Below are 19,563 nucleotides of genomic sequence, written 5' to 3'. Positions count from 1 at the left end.
ACTGGGGCCGGTGGGGACTGACGGGGGATGGGGCCGGCGGGGGCCGACAGGTCCCGCCGGACCTCCCGGCCCCTCAGAACCTCCGGCCCCGGCCCTGCTCCCTCACTTCTCCCGGCCCACGGACGTGAAGCTCATGTCCGGGTACCGGTCGCCCGCCACCTGGCCGGCGATCGGCTCCAGGGCGGCCAGCTCGTCGGCGGTGAGAGTGATGCGGGTGGCCGCCGCGTTCTCCAGGAGGCGGGTCCGCTTGCGGGTGCCCGGGATCGGGACGACGGTCAGACCGTGGACGGCGGCACGCTGCTGCACCCAGGCCAGGGCGATCTGCGCCGGGGTCGCGCCGTGCGCGGCGGCGATCTTCCGGACGGGCTCCAGGAGGGCGGTGTTGCGCTCCGCGTTCTCGCCGCTGAAACGCGGCTGGTTGCGGCGGAAGTCGTTCGCCGCCAGGTCCTTCGACGCGTCGGCGAAGGCGCCGGTGAGGAAGCCCCGGCCGAGCGGCGAGTACGGCACGAAGGTCACGCCCAGCTCGGCCGCAGCGCGGACCGCGCTGCGCTCGACGTCCCGGGAGAACAGCGACCACTCCGACTGCAGCGCGGTGATCGGGTGCACGGCGTGCGCCTCGCGCAGCTCGGCCCCGGTCACCTCGCTCAGCCCGAGGTGGCGGACCTTGCCCTCCTTGACGAGCTCGGCCATCGCGCCGACGGACTCCGCCAGCGGGACGGACGGGTCGCGGCGGTGCATGTAGTAGAGGTCGATGGTCTCGACGCCGAGCCGGCGCAGGCTGGCCTCGGCGGCCTGGCGGATGTACGCCGGGTCGTTGCGGATGCCCCGGTAGGTGGGGTCGTCGTCGCGCCGCTCGATGGCGAACTTGGTCGCCAGGACGATGTCGTCGCGGTGCGCGGCGACGAACGGGGCGAGGAACTCCTCGTTGGCGCCCGATCCGTAGATGTCCGCCGTGTCGATGAGGGTGACACCCGCCTCCAGCGCCGCTTCGAGGGTGTCGCGGGCGGAGGTCTCGTCGGTGTCGCCGTAGAACTCGCTGATGCCCATCGCGCCGAAGCCCTGGACACCCGCCTCGGGGCCGTCGGGGCCGCCGAGGCGCACGGTGTCGATCCTGCCGGTGAAGTCGGTGGTGCTCATGAAGCCGGGCCTCCGAAGATGCTCTGGTAGTGATCGATCTTGAGGTCGAGCATGGCGAGTGCGTCCTGGAGCTCGGCGATCCGTTCCACGACGTCGTCGCGGGTGCCCTGGAGGATCGCCTTGCGTTCGGCGTGGGTGTGGTCGCCCTCCCGGATCAGCTCCGCGTAGCGGACCATGTCGGCGACGGCCATTCCGGTCGTGCGCAGCTTGCCGACGAAGGCGAGCCAGTCCAGGTCGCGCCGGGTGAAGCGGCGCTGGCCGGTGTGCGAGCGGTCCACGTGCGGCATCAGGCCGATCCGCTCGTACCAGCGCAGGGTGTGGGCGGTGAGGCCGGTGAGGGCCGCCACCTCGCTGATGGTGAACCGCTGCGCCGGATCGGGCGGGGACGGCAGGGGCACCGGTACCTGCACTGGTACCGGTAAGGCCGCCGCCGCGCCCGTCCCCGTCGACATTGGTGCCGCCGCCACCGCCGTCGCCGGTGCCCGGCGCACGCCGGTGCCCGCGACGGTGTTCGCACTCGTGCTCTCGACCACGCTCATGACCACCACGCTAAAGAATTAGAGTCCGCTCTAAGCAAGTAGGCTCGGCCGCATGCAGAGCCTGGCGCAGATCGAGAACTGGCCCGTCCCCACCGCGGCCGCCGCCGTCGTCCGCGCGGACGGCACCCTCGCCGGATCCCACGGCCCCACCGGGCGGCGTTTCGCGCTCGCCTCGGTGACGAAGCCGCTGGCGGCGTACGCGGTGCTGGTCGCGTACGAGGAGGGGGCGATCGACCTGGACGAGCCCGCCGGGCCCGAGGGCGCGACGGTACGGCATCTGCTGGCCCACACCTCCGGGCTCGCGTTCGACGAGAACCGGGCGACGGCCGCGCCCGGCACCCGCCGGATCTACTCCAACGCCGGGTTCGAGGTGCTCGGCGACCATGTCGCCAAGGCCACCGAGATTCCCTTCGCCGAGTATCTGCGCCAGGCGGTCCTGGAGCCGCTCGGCATGACGGACACCACTCTGGACGGCTCGCCCGCCAAGGACGGCGTGTCGACCGTCGACGACCTGGCGCGGTTCGCCGCCGAGGTGCAGGCGCCGCGGCTGCTGGACGCGCGGACCGTGCTGGACGCGATGACCGTCGCCTTCCCGGGCCTGACGGGCATCCTGCCGGGATACGGCCACCAGCGGCCCAACGACTGGGGTCTCGGCTTCGAGATCCGCGGCGGGAAGTCGCCGCACTGGACGGGTGCCGGGTCCTCGCCGCGCACCTTCGGGCACTTCGGCCAAGCGGGCACCTTCCTGTGGATCGACCCCGACGCGGGCGCGGCGTGCGTGGCCCTCGCCGACCGGGCCTTCGGGCCGTGGGCGATCGAGGCGTGGCCGCCGTTCACGGACGCGGTCCTGGCCGAACTGCGCGGGTAGGCACCGCCGTTACGACTCCGGCTCCGACTCCGCGCCGGGTCTACGCCGTGCCGGTTCTACGGCTACCGGTTCTACATCTTGCCGGTGAACGGGAAGAGCGGGTAGCCGTCCAGACAGGCGCCGCCGGACGGGGTGTACGGCCAGCCCATCCCCCACCGGTAGAGCAGCGTCAGCGCGACGGCGCCGGTCAGTAGGGCGAGCCAGGCGACCGGGCGGCCGCCCGGCAAGTGCACGCGCCACAGGGCGAGTTGAAGCAGGATCAACAACAGGGTCATGCACAGCCATACGACCGGTATGAGCATGTTCAGGCCCAGCTGATTGCTCGCGCTGTTCCCGAGCGGGCAGTCCGCCCACGACCGCACGGTCCATACGGTGCCGGCCACCGTGCCGACGGCGGCGAGGACGGGAGCCGCCGCACAGCCACCGCACCCCGTTGACGCGTCCTTCCGCTCTCCCCCGTCGGCCATCCCCGCCCACGCCCCCTCCGAACGGCGCGCCACGGGGTGACCGGGCGACCGAAGCGATCTCACCCGTACGGACAGACGAACGTTCCGCACGGTTCCCGCACACCCCGCCCCGCTCTGCCCCGCCCCATCGCCGTCATCGCCGTCACCGCACCACCAGGGGCGCGGTCCGGGGGTACGGCGGTCACGGCAGCTGCCACGGCAGGAGCTTGTCCGGGTTGCGTACGGCCCAGATGTGCGTGATCCGGTCGTGCTCGTCGACCCGGAACGAGAACACCGTCTCGATCCGGCCCTCGGACTCGACCGCCAGGCCCGGCAGTCCGTTGACCGAGCGTTCGAGGATCGCGCGCGGCGGCGCGAGGCGGGCGACCATCAGGTAGAGGTGGGCGATCGGCTCCGCGCCCTGAAGCGGCAGCAGTCGGGCGAGGGCGCGGCCGCCGCCGTCGGAGACCGCGAGCGCGGCCGGGTCGAGCAGGCCGATCAGGGCCTCGATGTCCTGGTTCTCCCAGGCCGCCTTGAACCGCCGGACCACCCGCGCCTGCCGGGTCGCGTCCGGGCTCGCCCCGGCGCGGGCGGCGGTGACGCGGCGGCGGGCCGAGGTCGCCAACTGGCGGCAGGCCGCCGGGCTGCGGCCGACGATCTCGGCCACCTCGGCGAACGGGTAGCGGAAGACGTCGTGCAGCACGAACGCCACGCGCTCGGCGGGGGTCATCGACTCGAACACCACCAGGAACGCCATGGTCACCGACTCGTCGAGGGTGATCCGGTCCGCCGGGTCCACGCCCGCGCCGCCCGCCGCGCCGGTGTTCCACTCGGCGGGGTCGGGCAGCGGTTCCGGGATCCACTCCCCGACATAGGTCTCCCGCCTCACCCGCGCCGAGCCAAGCAGGTTCAGACAGATCCGGCCGGCCACCTTCGTCAGCCAGGCGCCCGGGTTCGCGATGGCGTCCTGCTCCTGCCGGGTCATCGCGTACCAGCGGGTGTAGGTCTCCTGGACGACGTCCTCGGCGTCGGCTAGGGAGCCGAGCAACCGGTAGGCGAGATTGATGAGTTGCCGTCGCTCGCTCATGATCGCGGCGAGGCCGGGGTCCGGCTCCTCGCCCGCCGTGCGCTGCCCCTGCTCCGTGGGTCGCCCCTGCCCCCGTCCCTGTCCCTGCTCCTGCTCCCGCTCCCGCTCCCGCCCCTGTCCCTGCCCCTGTCCCGATGGGGTGGTCATCCGCTCTCCGGCTCCCTCGTCCATGCGCTCGCGCTCCCTCTCTCCCGCTCCGTCGCCGACACGCTTCCGGCCCTCACCCCTCCCGACCGATCAGAGCGGCGGATTGTGAGGCCGGCGGCCCACCTCACATTCCGCGGGGCTGTGTTGTCGGACGGGTGAAGAGGAACACGAGCCCCCCTCCCCAGGACAGGAGTCCGGCCATGAACGACTTCCAGCAGATCGCCGACCGGGTCGAGATCGACGCGCTGCGCGCCGAGTTCACCGACGCGGCGATGATGCGCGACCGCGCCCGTCTCGCCGCGCTGTTCACCCCCGACGGGGTGCTGAGCATGCCCAACATCCCGGTCGAGTTCACCGGCCGGGAGGAGATCCGGACCGGAGGCGAACGCCTGCAGAGCCAGTGGGACTTCTTCGTCCAGAACAGCCACCCCGGCGCGGTCGAGATCGACGGCGACACCGCCACCGGGCGCACCTATATCCAGGAGATCGCGCGGGTGCTCGACGGCCGCTCGGGTCAGAACTTCGCCGTCTACCACGACACTTACCGGCGTCTGCCGGAGGGCTGGAGGTTCGCCGAGCGCGTCTACGAGGTCCGGTACGTCGACACCACCCCGCTCGCGGGTTCGGCGCCCGGCCCCGGCGACCAGGCGCACGGCGCCGCCGAGATGGGCGCGCCCGTCGAAGAGGCGGCTGTGGCCGACGACTTCGGCGCGCCAGTGTCCGCCGAGCGGCTCGACCGGACCGTCGCCGCGCTGCGGGCGAACGGCTTCGCCGCCGAACTGCTCGACGACGTCGCCGCCGCCCGCGTCCGTATGGCGGAGCTGATCCCCGAGGGCGCGAGCGTGTTCACCGGGGCCAGCGAGACACTCCGGCTCTCCGGGATCGCCGAGGACATCGAGACGGGCGGCCGGTGCGAGGCCGTCCGGCCGCGGGTGCTGACGATGGACCGGGCCACCGAGTCCGACGAGATCCGCCGGCTCACGGCCACCCCGGACGTCTTCGTGGCCAGCGTCGCGGCCGTCACCGAGACCGGCGCGCTCGTCATCGCCTCCGGCAGCGGCAGCCAGTTGCCCGCCTCCGCGGGCGGTGCCGCGAAGGCGGTCTGGGTCGTCGGGGCGCAGAAGGTGGTGCCCGACCTCGCGACGGCGCTGCGCCGGGTCGAGGAGCACGCCCTCCCGCTGGAGAACGTACGCGCGCAGGCGGCCTACGGGCAGCCGAGCGCGGTCAACCGGCTGCTCATCCTCAACGCCGAGCCGTTTCCCGGGCGTGGCACCGTGCTGCTGGTGCGCGAGGCCATCGGATTCTGACCCCGGGGGCGAACCTGCTTTCGGACGGCCCGGACGGCTGCTAGTCGGGTTCGCAGTGGGCCGCGGGCAGGGTGCCGTCGATGCCCGCGAGGGTGACCGCCGAGGAACCCTTCGGGGACGCGCCGTACGCGATGGTGCAGATCACCTGGCGTACGGCCAGCGGGTCGAGGTCGCGGACCCTGGTGGAGAAGCGGACGGTGAAGTCCGACGTGCCGTCGGGGCCGGGCATGGGCTTGGTGTACGCCACGGGCTTGCCCTCCAGGTCGATACGGCTGGTGAGCCCGGCGGCGCGCTCCCGCTCGTCCGGGCCCGAGAGCAGGATGGACAGCACCTTGTCGACGCCGATGACGTAGTCGTACTCGGTGTCGGGGGTGGCGAGCCCTCCCGCACCTCCGGCATCCACGGGGCTCCCGGTCCTCGGCAAGGTGTAGTTACGGGCCACCGGCAGGAGCCGGCCGTCACGGCCGACGAAGAACAGGATCGCCCGGGCTCCGGTCGTCGGCTGGACGGTGACGGTCGCCGCACCGCCCGCCTCCACGACGTCGCTCTTCTGGATGCCGCAGCCGGTGGCGAGCGGGGCGAGGCCCAGGGGCATGGCGAGGGTCAGGGCGGTGGCGGCGCGCACCCGCCACGCGGAGAGGGGAATCCGGGTCACAGGGGGATCCTGACGGTGAAGGCGGCGCCGCCGTCGGGGCGGTTGGCGGCGACGACGGTGCCGCCGTGCAGCCGGACGTTCTCCAGGGTGATCGCGAGGCCGAGGCCGCTGCCCGCCGAGCGGGTACGGGCCGGGTCGCCCTTGTAGAAGCGGTCGAAGACATGCGGCAGGACGTCGCCGGGGATGCCGGGGCCCCGGTCGGCGACCTCGGTGACGAGGTCGCCGCCCTCCTCGTACACCCGGACCGTGACCGGTGCGGCGCCGTGCCGCAGGGCGTTGCCGACGAGGTTGGCGACGACGACGTCGAAGCGGCGCGGGTCGAGCCGGGCGCGGATGCCGTCGGTGAGCTCGGTGACCACCGCCCCCGGCGCCACCCCGGCCCCGATCCCGGCCCCGATCCCGACGCCGGGCCCGGCATGGCTCCCGGCCCAGGCGCCGCCTCCCGTCTGCCCGCCGAACCCCACCGCACCGGGCCCCACCGCGCCGGATCCGATCGCACCGGGTCCCACCCAGTGGCGGTTCTGGAGGGTCTTGCGGACCAGTTCGGCGGCGTCGACCTCGTCCGTGTGCAGCTCGGCGGCGCGCGCGTCGAAGCGGGAGATCTCCATCAAGTCCTCGACGAGGACGGCCAGTTTGCCGGTCTCCGCGCTGACCAGGCGGACCGCGCGGGCGGTGTCCGAGTCGAGGGTGTCGGCGTCCTCGTCGAGGACCTCGGTGACGGCGAGCATCCCGGCCAGCGGAGTGCGCAGTTCGTGCGAGACGTCGGAGGCGAAGCGACGGGCCCTGGCTTCGGCGTTCCGCAACTCCTCGACCGAACTCTCCAGTTCGGCCGCCGCCTGATTGAAGGTCCGGGCGAGGTCGGCGAGTTCGTCGCTGCCCTTGGCCTGGATCCGGGCGTCGAGCCGCCCCTCCCCCATGTCGTGGGCGGCGCGCCGCAATTCGCGGACCGGGCGCAGCACGCTGCGGGCCGCGATGAACGCGGGCACGAGAGCGACGAGCAGGGCGGGCAGGGCGCCGTCGCGGGCGGCGGCGACCATCGCCGCGATGTTGGCGTCCTCGACGCGCAGGTCCATCACCGCGTACAGGACGACCCCGGTGGGGCGGCCCGCCGGGTAGCTGTGGCCGGCCGGGAAGACGGCGGGGACAGCGATGGTGAGATACGGGGTGCCGTCCCGGACGACCCGCTGGAAGCTGCCGTGCGGGGTGTCCGACGCCAGCGCGTGGGCGCGCAGTTCGGGGGTGAGGACGCTGGATTCGGGCCGGTCGGTGGAGGAGACGCGCAGGACGCCGTCGTACTCCGCGTACACCCGCCAGGGGTGCGGCCGGCCCTCGGCGGCGATCCTCAGCAACTCCACGCGCATGGACTTCTCGTTGAGGGGGAGCGACGTGGAGAGCGTCGCGACCTGGCGGCGGAAGGAGCCGACGGCGGTGTCCTGGGTCTGTTCGAGGATCGCGGTGCGGGCGGCGCGGTAGGTCAGGGCGGCGGTCGTGCCGCAGCCCACGGCGGCGACGAGGAGGAAGGCGAAGACGAGCCGGGTGCGCAGGCCGAAGGGGCGCGGGCGACGGCGGGCGGCCGCGCGGGCCCTCGCCCGCCGGCCGGTGCCCGGCGCGCGACGAGCGGGCCCGGCGTCGGGCCCGGCGTCGTTCCGGGCGTCGGACCGGACATCTGTCCTGGCATCCGACCGGGCGTCGGACCGGGACCGGGAGCGGGAGCGGGCCCTCACTGGAGGGGTCCGAAGCGGTAGCCGAAGCCGCGCAGCGTCTGGATGTAGCGCGGCTCGCCGGGCACGTCCTCGATCTTGTTGCGCAGCCGCCGGACGCAGGCGTCGACGAGCCGCGCGTCCCCGTGGAAACTGTGCTCCCAGACGTGTTCGAGGAGCTGCTGGCGGCTGAAGACCTGCTCGGGCGCGGCGGTGAGGTGGAGCAGCAGTTTGAGTTCGGAGGGGGCGAGGGCGACGCGGTCGCCGTTCTTGGCGACGGTCAGGCCGACCCGGTCGATGGCCAGTTCGCCGTGGAACTCGACGCCGGGCCGGCCGCCGCCCGGTTCCTCGATGCGGCGCAGCACGGCGCGGATGCGGGCCTCGATGACCTGGGTCCGCGCGGGCTTGACGATGTAGTCGTCGGCGCCCGCCTCCAGGCCGACGACCACGTCGAAGTCGTCGCCCCGGGCGGTGAGCATGATGATGGGCAGCTGGCTGGTCTCGCGGACCTTGCGGCAGACCTGCACGCCGTTCATGCCGGGCAGCATCAGATCGAGCAACAGCAGGTCGGGCCGGAACTCGCCGAGCGCGGCGAGGCCCGCCTCGCCGGTCGGCGCGGCGCGCACCTCGTGGCCGCGGCGGCGCAGCCCCAGCTCGACGCCCTCGCGGACGGAGGGGTCGTCTTCGATCAGCAGCACGCGTGGCATCGGCAGTGATTCCCAGGTGGTCGGGCCAGGTGGTCGGAGGTGGGGCGGTACGGCGGTACGGCGTCGTACGGTACGGGCAGACCGGCGCCCTCACCAGGGGGGTCCGGTGAGGGCGCCGGGGTGGGACGAGGCGTCCGGGGGCGGGTCAGGCTCGGCGGCTTCGCCCGCGGCCGGGTACGCGGGTCGCGATGCCCGTCATCAGCCTCCGTACCTCCGTGAGGCCGAGCGGCCGGGCCAGGAGCGCGAAGACGGCGGCGATGACCGCCGCGCCGGCGAGGCCGGAGACGACCCGGCCCGCCGGGGTGGTCAGTTCGGCGGTGAGCAGGGCGAGTCCGGCGGCGGGCACCGCGGCGGCGAGGAGCCGGACGAGCGCGGCGACCGCCCCCGTACCCGCGGCCTCGCGGCCGTCCGCGCGGCCGGTGCCGCGCAGCTTCCGGGACAGGACGTGCGCGGTCAGCCCCCACCCGGCCCACAGGGCGAGGCTGTAGCCGGTGGCCATGCCCGCGACCGCCCAGCGGGCGGGCAGGACGGCGTGGGCGGTGACCGCGAGGAGGGCGTTGAGGCCCGCGATGACCAGGTTGAGGAAGAACGGCGTACGGGTGTCGCGCAGCGCGTAGAAGGCGCGGGTGCACACGTACTGCCCGGACAGGGCGACGAGTCCGGGCGCGAGGGCCATCAGGATCCAGGCCATCGAGCGGACCGCGTCGGCGTCCGTCCGGCCGTACTGGTAGACCACGCCCATCACCGGCACCGCGAGCGCGAACAGGGCGCAGGCGGCCGGGACGATGGCGGCGGCGCTGGTGCGCTGCGCGCCCGCGACGTCACGGCGTACGGCGGCGAGGTCGCCGTCGGCCGCCGCGCCGCTCATCCGGGGCATCAGGGCGGTGACGAGGGCGACGGTGACGATGCCGTGCGGGACCATCCACAGCTGGTAGGCGTTGTTGTACGCGCTGAGTCCGGCGCCCTCGGCGAGCTGGCCGGCGGCCGTGGCGACCTTGGTCGTCACCCAGTAGGCGCCCTGGTTGGTGAGGACGAGCAGGACGAGCCAGCCGGCCGCGCGCAGGGGTGCGGCGAGTCCGCTGCCGCGCCAGTCGAAGCGGGGCCGCCAGCGGAAGCCGGCGGCGCGCAGGGACGGGACGAGGGCGACGGCCTGCAGGACGATGCCCGCGGTGGTGCCCCAGCCGAGCAGCGCGGTCCGTCCAGGGGAGAGGGTGCCGCCGGGGCCGGTGCCCGCGCCCGTGCCGCCGTACAGGGCGAGGAAGAGGCCGAACACGGCGACCACGACGACGTTGTTGAGTACCGGGGTCCACATCATGGCGCCGAACCGGCCGCGTGCGTTGAGGACTTGGCCGAGCAGGGTGAACATGCCGAGGAAGAGGATCTGCGGCAGGCAGGAGCGGGTGAAGGCGATCGTCATGTCCCGCTGCGCGCCCGTGTAGTCGGTGTACGCGTCGACGATCGCGGGCGCGGCGAGCACGGCGGCGGCCGTCAGCGCGGTGAGGGCGAGCAGGCAGACGGTGAGCAGCCGGTCCGTGTAGGCGACGCCGCCGTCCTCGTGTTCCTTGGCCGCCTTGACCAGTTCGGGGACGAAGACGGCGTTGAGGGCGCCGCCGAGGAGCAGCATGTAGACGATCGTGGGCACGGAGTTGCCGACGGCGTATCCGTCGGCGACGAAGCCCGTGCCGATGGCGGCGGCGACGATCGCCGAGCGGACGAATCCGGTGGCGCGCGAGACGAGCGAACCGGCGGCCATCACGGCGCCGCTGCGCAGCAGGGACGGGCCGCGCCCCGGCGCCGGGGCGCCGGGGCCGGGGTTCGCGGGGGCGGCAAAGCCGCCGGGGCCGTCCGCTCCCGTACGGTCGGTGGCGACCCCCGTCATCGGCGGGCCATGTACGCCTGGAAGGCGCGGTACAGCGTGTGGTTGGTCGTACCGGACAACGGAATCTCCCACTCCCCCAGGGTTTCGACGACCTGTCCGCCCGTGCCGAGCTTCCAGCGCAGCAGCCCGTGGGCGCGGTCGTCGGGGTCGAGGGTGGAGGGTACCCCGCGCAGGTCGTAGACGTCCGCGCCGAGGGCGTGGGCGTCGAGGAGCATGCGCCATTGCAGGGCGTTGGAGGGGCGGACCTCGCGGCGGTGGTCGGCGGAGGCGCCGGTCTGGTACCAGACCCGCCGGCCGACCGTGATCATGGTGTGGGCGGCCAGGATCTCGCCCTCGTGGCGGGCGAGATAGAGCTTCATGCGGCCCGGGCACTCGGCGTTGAGGACCGCGTACTGGCGCTCGTAGTACGCGAGGGAGCGGCCGAGCCGGAAGCCGTCGCGTTCCTCGGTGACGCGCAGCAGTCGGTGGAAGGCGGGCAGGTCGGCGGCGGAGCCGATGACGACTTCGACGCCGCTCTTGCGGGCGCGGCGGATGTTGCGCCGCCATTCCTGGTTGAGTCCGGACCACAGGTCGTCGGGGGTGCGGCCGGTGAGCGGTATCTGGTAGACGAGCCGGGGCTGGGCGTCGGCGCCGTCGCCGGTGCCGTCGCTGTCCCCGCCGCAGCGCTGCCAGCCGCGGGACCGCAGCCGTTCGGCGACGGCCGTGCCGAGCGGGTCGACCTCGGTGGCGAGGACGTCGGCCAGGCGGCGGCCGGGTCCGGCGTGGGCCTTGAGGGTGGCGGCGTCCCAGCGCCGGAACGCGGGCTCGGGGCCGATCCGTACGGCGAACACGCCGGAGGCCCGCAGATGGGCGAGCAGCGGGTCGAGCCAGTCGTCGATCCGGGGGTCGGCCCAGTCGGCGACGGGGCCTTCGGGCAGGTACGCGAAGAACTTGCGGGTGCCGGGCAGCGGCCGCAGGAGCACGAGCGCGACGCCGTCGATACGGCCGGACTCGGCTCCCCAGCCGACGAGTTGATGGCGCCAGCCGTCCTTCACGGCGGCCCAGGCAGGCAGTTGGAGGAAGCTCGGTCCGTCGGCTCCGGTGGAGCGGCTGTCGAGGAAGGCGCGGTACGTCTCGGGGGTCACGGGCCCGGTCCACCGCCCGGCGGCGGAGGCGGGCCCGAAGCCGGGCGCAGACCCGGACGCCGCACCGGATATCGAGCCATGCGGGGAGCGGGATGTGGAGCCGGATGCCGCGTCCGGCCAGGCGCCTGACGCCGGCATTGACGCGGGCTCCTGGTCGGACGCGGAGGGACCGGGGGACGCGGGCGGGACAAGCAGCGCGGACACGACGGGGGCCTCCTTCTTCCGCCCCGTTCGGCGGCCTTCGGTGGCCGTTCGCTGGTGGGGCATGACGGCAGATTCACAGCCGGCCGTGACCGGTCCGCGCGGGGAATGTGACCGGACGATGACCGTTCCCCCGCATTACCGTCACAGGGGCGCTACGGGCCTCCACAGCCGCCTACAGTCCAGGACATCCCACTCGTCGTCCCTCTCGGAAGGTCGGTCCCGTGCCGCGGATCCGCACGCGTCGCATACGCGTCCACATTCCCCTGCTCGCTCTCACGGCGGCGGCGCTCACCGCCTGTTCGGCCGCGACGGCGACCGAGACGACGGGTGGCGGTTCCGCCGCCGCCGGCGCGCACGGCGATCCGGCGAAGGTGACCGTGGCGCCGCCGGCCGCCGGCCGTCCGGTGAAGGTCACGGCGAGCGGCGGCACCCTCGCCTCGGTGAAGGTCGTCGACGCCGACGGCGGTGTGCTCGCGGGCCGTTCGAGCGCGGACTCCGCCTCGTGGGCGTCCGACCGGAAGGCCGCGCCCGGCACCTCGTACACCGTCGAGGTCACCGCCCGCGGCACTGGCGGCAAGGAGACGACGTCCCGCAAGTCCTTCAGCACGCCGAAGGCGGAGCTGGTCAACAAGCTGACGCTGGCCCCCGGCAAGAACACCACGGTCGGCATCGCCCAGCCGCTGTCGATCGTCTTCGACCGTCCCGTCGCCGACAAGGCGGCCGTGGAAAAGCAGTTGAAGGTCACCACGTCCAACAACACCGAGGGTTCCTGGGGTTGGATCACCGACTGGTCCGGCAAGGACCGGGTGGACTGGCGCCCCAGCGCGTACTGGAAGCCGGGTACGAAGGTCACCCTGGACGCGACCCTGAACGGCACCGACTCGGGCGCCCGCGGCGGCTGGTTCGTCCGCGACTACCAGACCGGCTTCACCGTCGACTCGACGGCCCGCATCGTCAAGGTCGACCTCGACAGCGACCAGCTGACGGTCGAACAGGACGGCCGCACCGTCCGTACGATCCCGGTCTCCGGCGGCACTCCGGGCGGCGACAAGCGGTCCTGGCGGGGCACCGCCGTCCTGATGGCGAAGGAGGGCACCGTCAGGATGAACTCCGAGACCGTCGGGCTCGGTTCCGCCTACGACAAGATGGTCCACTCCTCGATGCGGCTGACCTGGTCGGGAATGTACGCCCACGCGGCGCCGTGGAACGCGCAGTACTTCGGCCGCTCGAACCAGAGCTCCGGCTGCATCGGCATGAGCACCGAGCAGGCCGCGAGCCTCTTCGAGGCGCTCCGCCCCGGCGACCCCTTCGAGATCAAGGGCGCGGACACCAAGGGCGTGGTCGCCGAGGGCAACGGCTACGGGGCGTGGAACGTGTCGTGGGAGCAGTGGCGCGCGAAGAGCGCCCTGCGCTGAGCGGGACACGGGGGCACTCGGCTCCCGTGACGGCCGCCGCCCGGACGCTGCCCGGGCCGCCGACTCGACCGCCGTCCCGGACACCCGGCGGTCATCGGCGCCCGGTGGTCACCACTGCGCGACGGTCACCACTGCGCGACGGTGTCCCGCATCGCCCACACCAGGGTCTCGGCGTCGGCCGTCGCCAGGAGCGTGAGGCCCTTCTCCGCCGTGGCGCGGACCGCGTCGCCCGGCGCCAGGTCGTGGTCCGCGAGGCGGACCGCACCCCGCACCACATGGACGTAGAGAGTGTCCGCGTCCGGCAGCGCGACCCGGTCACCGGCGGCGGGCCGGTGGACATGGAGGGTCGCTGCGGCAGCCGGAACCGCGTACGAGAAGGCGGCGCCGCCCTCGCCGGGGACGGCCGGGCCGCCACCCGCACCGGCCGGGACACCCTCCGCCGGAAGGACGCCGGCCGACCCACCATCCGCCGGGCCACTGCCCCTCGCGCCTCCGCCCGCCGCACCCCGCACCACCTCGTACGACGGCTCGCCGCCGGCCTCCGCCGGGGCGAGCCACATCTGTACGAAGGCGAGCGGGGCCGCGCCGTCGTTGCGCTCGGTGTGCCGGACTCCCGAGGCGGCGCTCAGGTACTGGAGGTCGCCGGGCCGAAGGACCGTGGCGTGTCCGGTCGAGTCACGGTGGGTGAGTTCCCCCTCGACGACCCAGGTGACGATCTCAGTGTGGCTGTGCGGGTGCTCGTCGAAACCGGCGCCCGGCGCGAGGCGTTCCTCGTTGCAGGCGAGCAGCGCGCCGAAGCGGAGATTGGCGGGGTCGTAGAACCGGCCGAAGGAGAAGGCGTGCCGGGTGTCGATGCCCGCGCCGGGGTCGCCGCCGGGGTACCGCTCGTCCGCGCGCTGGATGAGTATCACAGGGCCTACGGTAGTCATCGGCTTTCTCCCCAGCCGCCCCGCCACCGCATGCGGCCCTTCCGATAAGGCAGTCTTGTCCCCGTGTCTGATCCCGTGAACGCCGCTCACCCGCATGCCGCGACCCTGAAGCGCCTCGAACAGTCCTCCGGGCGACTCGCCGCCAGCGCCATCGCCCGGATGGACGAGACGCTGCGGTGGTACCGGGCGATGCCACCGGAGAACCGTTCGTGGATCGGTCTGGTCGCCCAGGCCGGTATCGCCGCGTTCACCGAGTGGTTCCGGCACCCGGAGACCCCGCAGGCGATCCCGACCGACGTGTTCGGCACGGCGCCGCGCGAGCTGACCCGGGCGATCACCCTGCGTCAGACCGTGGAGATGGTGCGCACCACCATTGAGGTCATGGAGTCGGCGATCGACGAGGTGGCGGCGCCCGGCGAGGCGCCGGTGCTGCGCGAGGCGCTCCTCGTCTACGCCCGGGAGATCGCGTTCGCGACCGCCCAGGTGTACGCGCAGGCCGCCGAGGCCCGCGGCGCCTGGGACGCCCGGCTCGAATCGCTCGTGGTGAACGCGGTGCTGTCGGGCGAGGCCGACGAGGGCGCGATCTCGCGGGCCGCCGCGCTCGGCTGGAGTTCGCCGGACAATGTGTGCGTGGTGCTCGGCACCGCCCCGGACGGCGACAGCGAACTGACCGTGGAGGCGATCCGGCGGGCCGCCCGGCACGCCAAGCTCCAGGTGCTCACCGGCGTCCTCGGCAACCGGCTGGTGGTGATCGCGGGCGGCAACGACAACCCGCTCGCGGTGGCGAAGGCCCTGATCGGCCCGTACGCGCAGGGTCCGGTGGTGGCCGGTCCGGTCGTCCCGGACCTGCTGGCCGCGACCCGGTCCGCGCAGGCCGCCGCCGCCGGACTCAAGGCCTGCACGGCCTGGCAGGACGCCCCGCGCCCGGTGCTCGCGGACGATCTGCTTCCGGAGCGCGCGATCGCTTCCGACCCCGCCGCGCGCGACCAGCTGGTGGAGGAGATCTACAGACCGCTGGAGGAGGCGGGCTCGGCGCTCCTGGAGACGCTGAGTGTCTATCTGGAGCAGGCGAGCAGCCTGGAAGGCGCGGCGCGGATGCTGTTCGTACACCCGAACACCGTGCGCTACCGGCTCCGACGTGTGACCGACGTCACCGGTTGGTCACCCTCTGATGTCCGTTCGGCGTTCACTCTGCGGATCGCGCTGATCCTGGGGCGGTTGGCCGACGCGGAGACGCAGCCCTAGGTGCGACCCTGGACTTTTGTGGGACTTCGACAATTCCCTCGACGGTTCTTCGTCCTTGTCCCCACCGTCGTCGAGGACCGTCTCCAAGAGAGAGTGTGAAGGTGTTCGTACTCGTCGCTCCCGGCCAAGGCGCCCAGACGCCCGGCTTCCTGAATCCCTGGCTCGAGCTCCCCGGTGCCGCCGACCGTGTCGCGGCCTGGTCCGAGGCCATCGGCCTCGACCTCGCGCACTACGGCACGAAGGCCGACGCGGACGAGATCCGCGACACCGCGGTGGCGCAGCCGCTGCTGGTCGCCGCCGGTCTGCTGTCCGCCGCCGCCCTCGGTGACGCGGCTCCCGGTGACCTCGTCACCGGTGCCGTCGCGCCCGGTGCGGTCGCCGGTCACAGCGTCGGCGAGTTCACCGCCGCCGCGTTCGCGGGTGTCCTCGACGACACCGCCGCGCTGCGGCTGGTCCGTGCCCGCGGGCTCGCGATGGCCGAGGCCGCCTCGGTCACCGAGACGGGTATGTCGGCGCTGCTCGGCGGCAAGCCCGAGGTGACCCTCCCGCACCTGGAGAAGCTCGGTCTGACCGCGGCGAACGTGAACGGCGCCGGCCAGATCGTGGCCGCCGGCACCATGGAGCAGCTCGCCGCGCTGGCCGAGGACAAGCCCGAGGGCGTGGTCCGCGTGGTGCCGCTGAAGGTGGCGGGCGCGTTCCACACCCACCACATGGTCCCGGCGGTGGCGAGGCTGGAGGAGGCGGCGAAGGAGCTGTCCCCGGCCGACCCCGTCACCCGGTACGTCTCCAACAAGGACGGCTCGGTCGTGACCACGGGCGCGGACGTCATCGCGCGCATGGTCGGCCAGGTCGCCAACCCGGTCCGCTGGGACCTTTGCATGGAAACCTTCAAGGAGCTGGGCGTCACCGGCCTGGTCGAGGTGTGCCCCGGCGGCACCCTGACCGGTCTCGCCAAGCGCGCGCTGCGCGGTGTTCCCACCGTGGCCCTGAAGACCCCGGACGACCTCGACGCGGCCCGCGCGCTCATCGCCGAGACGTCGGCCACGGCCTGACAAGGAGTGTCGAGAAGCATGGCGAAGATCAAACCCAGTAAGGGCGCCCCGTACGCCCGCATCCTCGGTGTCGGCGGCTACCGCCCGACCCGCGTGGTGCCCAACGAGGTGATCCTGGAGACGATCGACTCGTCCGACGAGTGGATCCGCTCGCGCTCCGGCATCGAGACCCGTCACTGGGCGTCCCCGGAGGAGACCGTCACCGCGATGTCGGTGGAGGCCGCCGGCAAGGCGATCGCCGACGCGGGCATCGACCCCGGGCAGATCGGCGCGGTCGTCGTCTCCACGGTGTCGCACTTCAAGCAGACCCCGGCCGTGGCCACCGAGATCGCCGACAAGATCGGCGCCGGCAAGCCCGCCGCCTTCGACATCTCCGCCGGCTGCGCGGGCTTCGGCTACGGCCTGACCCTCGCCAAGGGCATGATCGTCGAGGGTTCCGCCGAGCATGTGCTGGTGATCGGCGTCGAGCGGCTGAGCGACCTGACCGACCTGGAGGACCGCGCGACGGCCTTCCTGTTCGGCGACGGCGCCGGTGCCGTGATCGTCGGCCCCTCGGACGAGCCGCACATCGGCCCCACCGTGTGGGGTTCGGAGGGCGACAAGTCCGAGACGATCAAGCAGACCGTGCCGTGGAACGAGTACCACGTCGGCGACGTGTCGCAGCTGCCGCTCGACAGCCGCGGCGAGGTCAAGTTCCCGGCCATCACGCAGGAGGGCCAGGCGGTCTTCCGCTGGGCCGTCTTCGAGATGGCGAAGGTCGCCCAGCAGGCGCTGGACGCCGCCGGCATCACCGCCGACGACCTGGACGTCTTCATCCCGCACCAGGCCAATATGCGGATCATCGACTCGATGGTGAAGACGCTGAAGCTGCCGGAGCACGTCACGGTCGCCCGTGACATCGCGACCACCGGCAACACCTCGGCCGCCTCGATCCCGCTCGCGATGGAGCGGCTCCTGGCGACCGGCAAGGCGAAGAGCGGCGATACGGCGCTCCTCATCGGCTTCGGGGCGGGGCTGGTCTTCGCCGCGACGGTCGTTACTCTCCCCTAGGGTCTGCGAAGCCCCTTCCGGGGTCTGCGAAGCCCTTCCGGGGTCTGCCAAGGCCCCCCTGGGGCCCGCCACCGGCATCACGGCCCCCGGGCCGGGATCCGCCGGCCAGACCCCGGGCGCCGGTCGGCCCCCGGGACCTCGTGTCCCGGGCCTTCCGGTCGTCCTGTCCGTCCCCTACGTCCTACGGCGTGCGGCAACCGCACCGTCGTACAACAACAAGGAGCGCCACCCATGGCCCACACCCAGGAGCAGATCGTCGAGGGTCTCGCGGAGATCGTCAACGAGATCGCGGGCATCCCGGTCGAGGACGTCCAGCTGGACAAGTCCTTCACCGACGACCTGGACGTCGACTCGCTGTCCATGGTCGAGGTCGTCGTGGCCGCCGAGGAGCGCTTCGACGTCAAGATCCCCGACGAGGACGTCAAGAACCTCAAGACGGTCGGCGACGCCACCGACTACATCCTGAAGCACCAGGCCTGATCCGGCCTCTGCTGACCCCGGTCCGCCACCCAGCGGTGGCGCCGTCTTCCGACCATCACACACATGGAGAACGATTTCCTGTGAGCTCGACCAATCGCACCGTGGTCGTTACCGGTATCGGCGCAACCACTCCGCTGGGTGGCGATTCCGCCTCCACCTGGGAGGGGCTGCTCGCCGGACGTTCCGGCGCCGCCGCCCTGACGGACGAGCGCTTCGCGGAGCTGCCCGTCCGGATCGCCGCGCCCGCCGCGGTGGAGCCCTCCGAGGTACTGCCCCGCCCGCTGGCCCGCAAGCTGGACCGCTCGGCGCAGTTCGCGCTGATCGCGGCCCGTGAGGCCTGGGCCGACGCCGGCTACACCGGCCCGGCCGGCGAGGACGCGAAGGTCGACCCCGAGCGGCTCGGTTCCGTCATCGCCTCCGGTATCGGCGGTGTCATCACCCTGCTCGACCAGTACGACGTACTGAAGAACTCCGGTGCGCGCCGGGTCTCCCCGCACACCGTGCCGATGCTGATGCCGAACGGCCCCTCCGCCAACGTGGGTCTGGAGGTGAACGCCCGGGCGGGCGTGCACACCCCGGTCTCGGCGTGCGCGTCGGGCGCCGAGGCGATCGGCTACGCCATCGAGATGATCCGTACCGGCCGGGCCGACGTGGTCGTGGCCGGCGGCACCGAGGCCGCGATCCACCCGCTGCCGGTGGTGGCCTTCGCCAACATGATGGCGATGTCCAAGAACAACGACGAGCCCGAGAAGGCGTCGCGCCCGTACGACAAGGCCCGGGACGGCTTCGTCCTCGGCGAGGGCGCCGGCGTGATCGTGCTGGAGTCCGAGGAGCACGCGAAGGCGCGCGGCGCGAAGATCTACTGCGAGGCCGTGGGCCAGGGCCTGTCGGCCGACAGCCACCACATCGCGCAGCCCGAGCCGACCGGCCGGGGCATCGCCGCCGCCATGCGCAACCTGCTGGACTCCACGGACCTGCAGCCGTCCGAGATCGTCCACCTCAACGCGCACGCCACGTCGACGCCGCTGGGCGACGTCGCCGAGATCAAGGCGCTGCGTCTGGTCCTGGGCGACGACCTGGACCATGTCGCGATCTCCGCCACCAAGTCGATGACCGGCCATCTGCTGGGCGGCGCGGGTGGCGTCGAGACGGTCGCGACCGTTCTCGCGCTGCACCACCGGACGGCCCCGGCGACGATCAACGTCGACGACCTGGACCCGGAGGTCGACGCCGACATCGTGCGCGACGAGCCGCGCGCGCTGCCCGAGGGCACGATCGCCGCGGTCAACAACTCGTTCGGCTTCGGCGGCCACAACGTGGTGCTGGCCTTCCGTTCGGTCTGAGCGGTCGTCGCGGTCTGGTCGTTCGTTGCGGTCCGATCGCTTGTCGCGGTCCGATCGTTCGCCACGGTCCGACCGGTCGTCACGGCCTGACCGCTCGTCGGACGCATATGCCTCAAGACCCTGCCGGGATGTCCCGGCGGGGCCTTTGGCATATGCGGGTCGGGGTGGGTGCGCGTTTCGGCATATGCCAAGGCTGGGCCGGTCGGGCGGGTACCGGCCGAGAGGGCCGAACGACCCCCCGCGCGGGCA

18 protein-coding genes are annotated in these 19,563 nt (G+C 73.0%); 8 read left to right on the top strand and 10 right to left on the bottom strand.

The genetic code is table 11. From position 1 onward, the window contains the following. Positions 1-102: 102 nt before the first annotated feature. The gene (locus ABZ990_RS17250) at positions 103-1,137 is read right to left on the bottom strand and encodes an aldo/keto reductase (protein ID WP_361231645.1); all 1,035 of its coding nucleotides are present in this window, start codon (positions 1,135-1,137) and stop codon (positions 103-105) included. Continuing rightward, positions 1,134-1,676: a MerR family transcriptional regulator gene (locus ABZ990_RS17245; RefSeq protein ID WP_361231643.1), complete on the bottom strand. Its 543-nt coding sequence runs from the start codon at positions 1,674-1,676 to the stop codon at positions 1,134-1,136. The genes ABZ990_RS17250 and ABZ990_RS17245 overlap by 4 nt, the downstream gene beginning before the upstream one ends. A gap of 52 nt (positions 1,677-1,728) precedes the next feature. Here ABZ990_RS17245 and ABZ990_RS17240 point away from each other — a divergent pair, with 52 nt between their 5' ends. After that, entirely contained in the window at positions 1,729-2,544 is an 816-nt protein-coding gene (locus tag ABZ990_RS17240; protein WP_361231641.1) for a serine hydrolase domain-containing protein, read from the top strand. Positions 2,545-2,615: 71 nt separating this feature from the next. Here ABZ990_RS17240 and ABZ990_RS17235 read toward each other — a convergent pair whose 3' ends face one another. Beyond that, the gene (locus tag ABZ990_RS17235; RefSeq protein ID WP_361231639.1) at positions 2,616-3,011 is read right to left on the bottom strand and encodes a hypothetical protein; all 396 of its coding nucleotides are present in this window, start codon (positions 3,009-3,011) and stop codon (positions 2,616-2,618) included. 181 nt (positions 3,012-3,192) lie between these two features. Then, positions 3,193-4,077 carry an RNA polymerase sigma factor SigJ gene (gene sigJ, locus ABZ990_RS17230; RefSeq protein WP_361231680.1) on the bottom strand — a complete coding sequence of 295 codons (885 nt, stop codon included), beginning with the start codon at positions 4,075-4,077 and terminating at the stop codon, positions 3,193-3,195. Positions 4,078-4,424: 347 nt separating this feature from the next. Between sigJ and ABZ990_RS17225 the strand changes: the two genes are divergently transcribed. Then, positions 4,425-5,531 (top strand): LUD domain-containing protein, encoded by a 1,107-nt coding sequence (locus tag ABZ990_RS17225; protein WP_361231637.1) that lies wholly within the window; start codon positions 4,425-4,427, stop codon positions 5,529-5,531. Positions 5,532-5,571: 40 nt separating this feature from the next. Here the strand turns inward: ABZ990_RS17225 and ABZ990_RS17220 are convergent, their stop codons facing one another. The 5 genes from ABZ990_RS17220 to ABZ990_RS17200 form a co-directional block, all read right to left on the bottom strand. Next, positions 5,572-6,186 carry a hypothetical protein gene (locus tag ABZ990_RS17220; RefSeq protein WP_361231635.1) on the bottom strand — a complete coding sequence of 205 codons (615 nt, stop codon included), beginning with the start codon at positions 6,184-6,186 and terminating at the stop codon, positions 5,572-5,574. After that, positions 6,183-7,730, bottom strand: a complete 1,548-nt coding sequence (locus tag ABZ990_RS17215; protein WP_361231678.1) for a HAMP domain-containing sensor histidine kinase — start codon at positions 7,728-7,730, stop codon at positions 6,183-6,185. Before ABZ990_RS17215 ends, ABZ990_RS17220 begins: the two co-directional genes overlap by 4 nt. A gap of 176 nt (positions 7,731-7,906) precedes the next feature. Further along, positions 7,907-8,593, bottom strand: coding sequence for a response regulator transcription factor (locus ABZ990_RS17210; protein WP_361231633.1), 687 nt, complete (start codon positions 8,591-8,593; stop codon positions 7,907-7,909). Positions 8,594-8,738: 145 nt separating this feature from the next. Then, a complete protein-coding gene (gene murJ, locus ABZ990_RS17205) occupies positions 8,739-10,472 on the bottom strand; it encodes a murein biosynthesis integral membrane protein MurJ (RefSeq protein ID WP_361231631.1) in 1,734 nt (577 codons plus the stop codon). Continuing rightward, on the bottom strand, positions 10,469-11,596 hold the full coding sequence (locus tag ABZ990_RS17200) for a peptidoglycan bridge formation glycyltransferase FemA/FemB family protein (RefSeq protein WP_361231629.1): 1,128 nt from the start codon (positions 11,594-11,596) through the stop codon (positions 10,469-10,471). The genes murJ and ABZ990_RS17200 overlap by 4 nt, the downstream gene beginning before the upstream one ends. Positions 11,597-12,030: 434 nt before the next feature. Here ABZ990_RS17200 and ABZ990_RS17195 point away from each other — a divergent pair, with 434 nt between their 5' ends. Then, the gene (locus ABZ990_RS17195; protein ID WP_361231676.1) at positions 12,031-13,215 is read left to right on the top strand and encodes an Ig-like domain-containing protein; all 1,185 of its coding nucleotides are present in this window, start codon (positions 12,031-12,033) and stop codon (positions 13,213-13,215) included. 125 nt (positions 13,216-13,340) lie between these two features. Here ABZ990_RS17195 and ABZ990_RS17190 read toward each other — a convergent pair whose 3' ends face one another. Continuing rightward, positions 13,341-14,126, bottom strand: a complete 786-nt coding sequence (locus ABZ990_RS17190; RefSeq protein ID WP_361231627.1) for a pirin family protein — start codon at positions 14,124-14,126, stop codon at positions 13,341-13,343. An 81-nt stretch (positions 14,127-14,207) separates the two neighbouring features. Between ABZ990_RS17190 and ABZ990_RS17185 the strand changes: the two genes are divergently transcribed. The 5 genes from ABZ990_RS17185 (at position 14,208) to ABZ990_RS17165 (ending at position 19,314) form a co-directional block, all read left to right on the top strand. After that, entirely contained in the window at positions 14,208-15,389 is a 1,182-nt protein-coding gene (locus tag ABZ990_RS17185; RefSeq protein ID WP_361231625.1) for a helix-turn-helix domain-containing protein, read from the top strand. A gap of 101 nt (positions 15,390-15,490) precedes the next feature. After that, positions 15,491-16,441, top strand: a complete 951-nt coding sequence (locus tag ABZ990_RS17180; RefSeq protein ID WP_361231623.1) for an ACP S-malonyltransferase — start codon at positions 15,491-15,493, stop codon at positions 16,439-16,441. 18 nt (positions 16,442-16,459) lie between these two features. Further along, a complete protein-coding gene (locus ABZ990_RS17175; RefSeq protein ID WP_361231621.1) occupies positions 16,460-17,491 on the top strand; it encodes a ketoacyl-ACP synthase III in 1,032 nt (343 codons plus the stop codon). A gap of 231 nt (positions 17,492-17,722) precedes the next feature. Next, positions 17,723-17,971: an acyl carrier protein gene (locus tag ABZ990_RS17170; protein ID WP_361231619.1), complete on the top strand. Its 249-nt coding sequence runs from the start codon at positions 17,723-17,725 to the stop codon at positions 17,969-17,971. A gap of 80 nt (positions 17,972-18,051) precedes the next feature. After that, positions 18,052-19,314 (top strand): beta-ketoacyl-[acyl-carrier-protein] synthase family protein, encoded by a 1,263-nt coding sequence (locus ABZ990_RS17165; protein ID WP_361231617.1) that lies wholly within the window; start codon positions 18,052-18,054, stop codon positions 19,312-19,314. Positions 19,315-19,563: the final 249 nt, after the last annotated feature.

It is taken from the genome of Streptomyces sp. NPDC046203 (assembly GCF_040646255.1).
In the GTDB taxonomy this organism is placed as follows: domain Bacteria; phylum Actinomycetota; class Actinomycetes; order Streptomycetales; family Streptomycetaceae; genus Streptomyces.
This window is presented reverse-complemented; position numbering and strand designations above follow the sequence as displayed.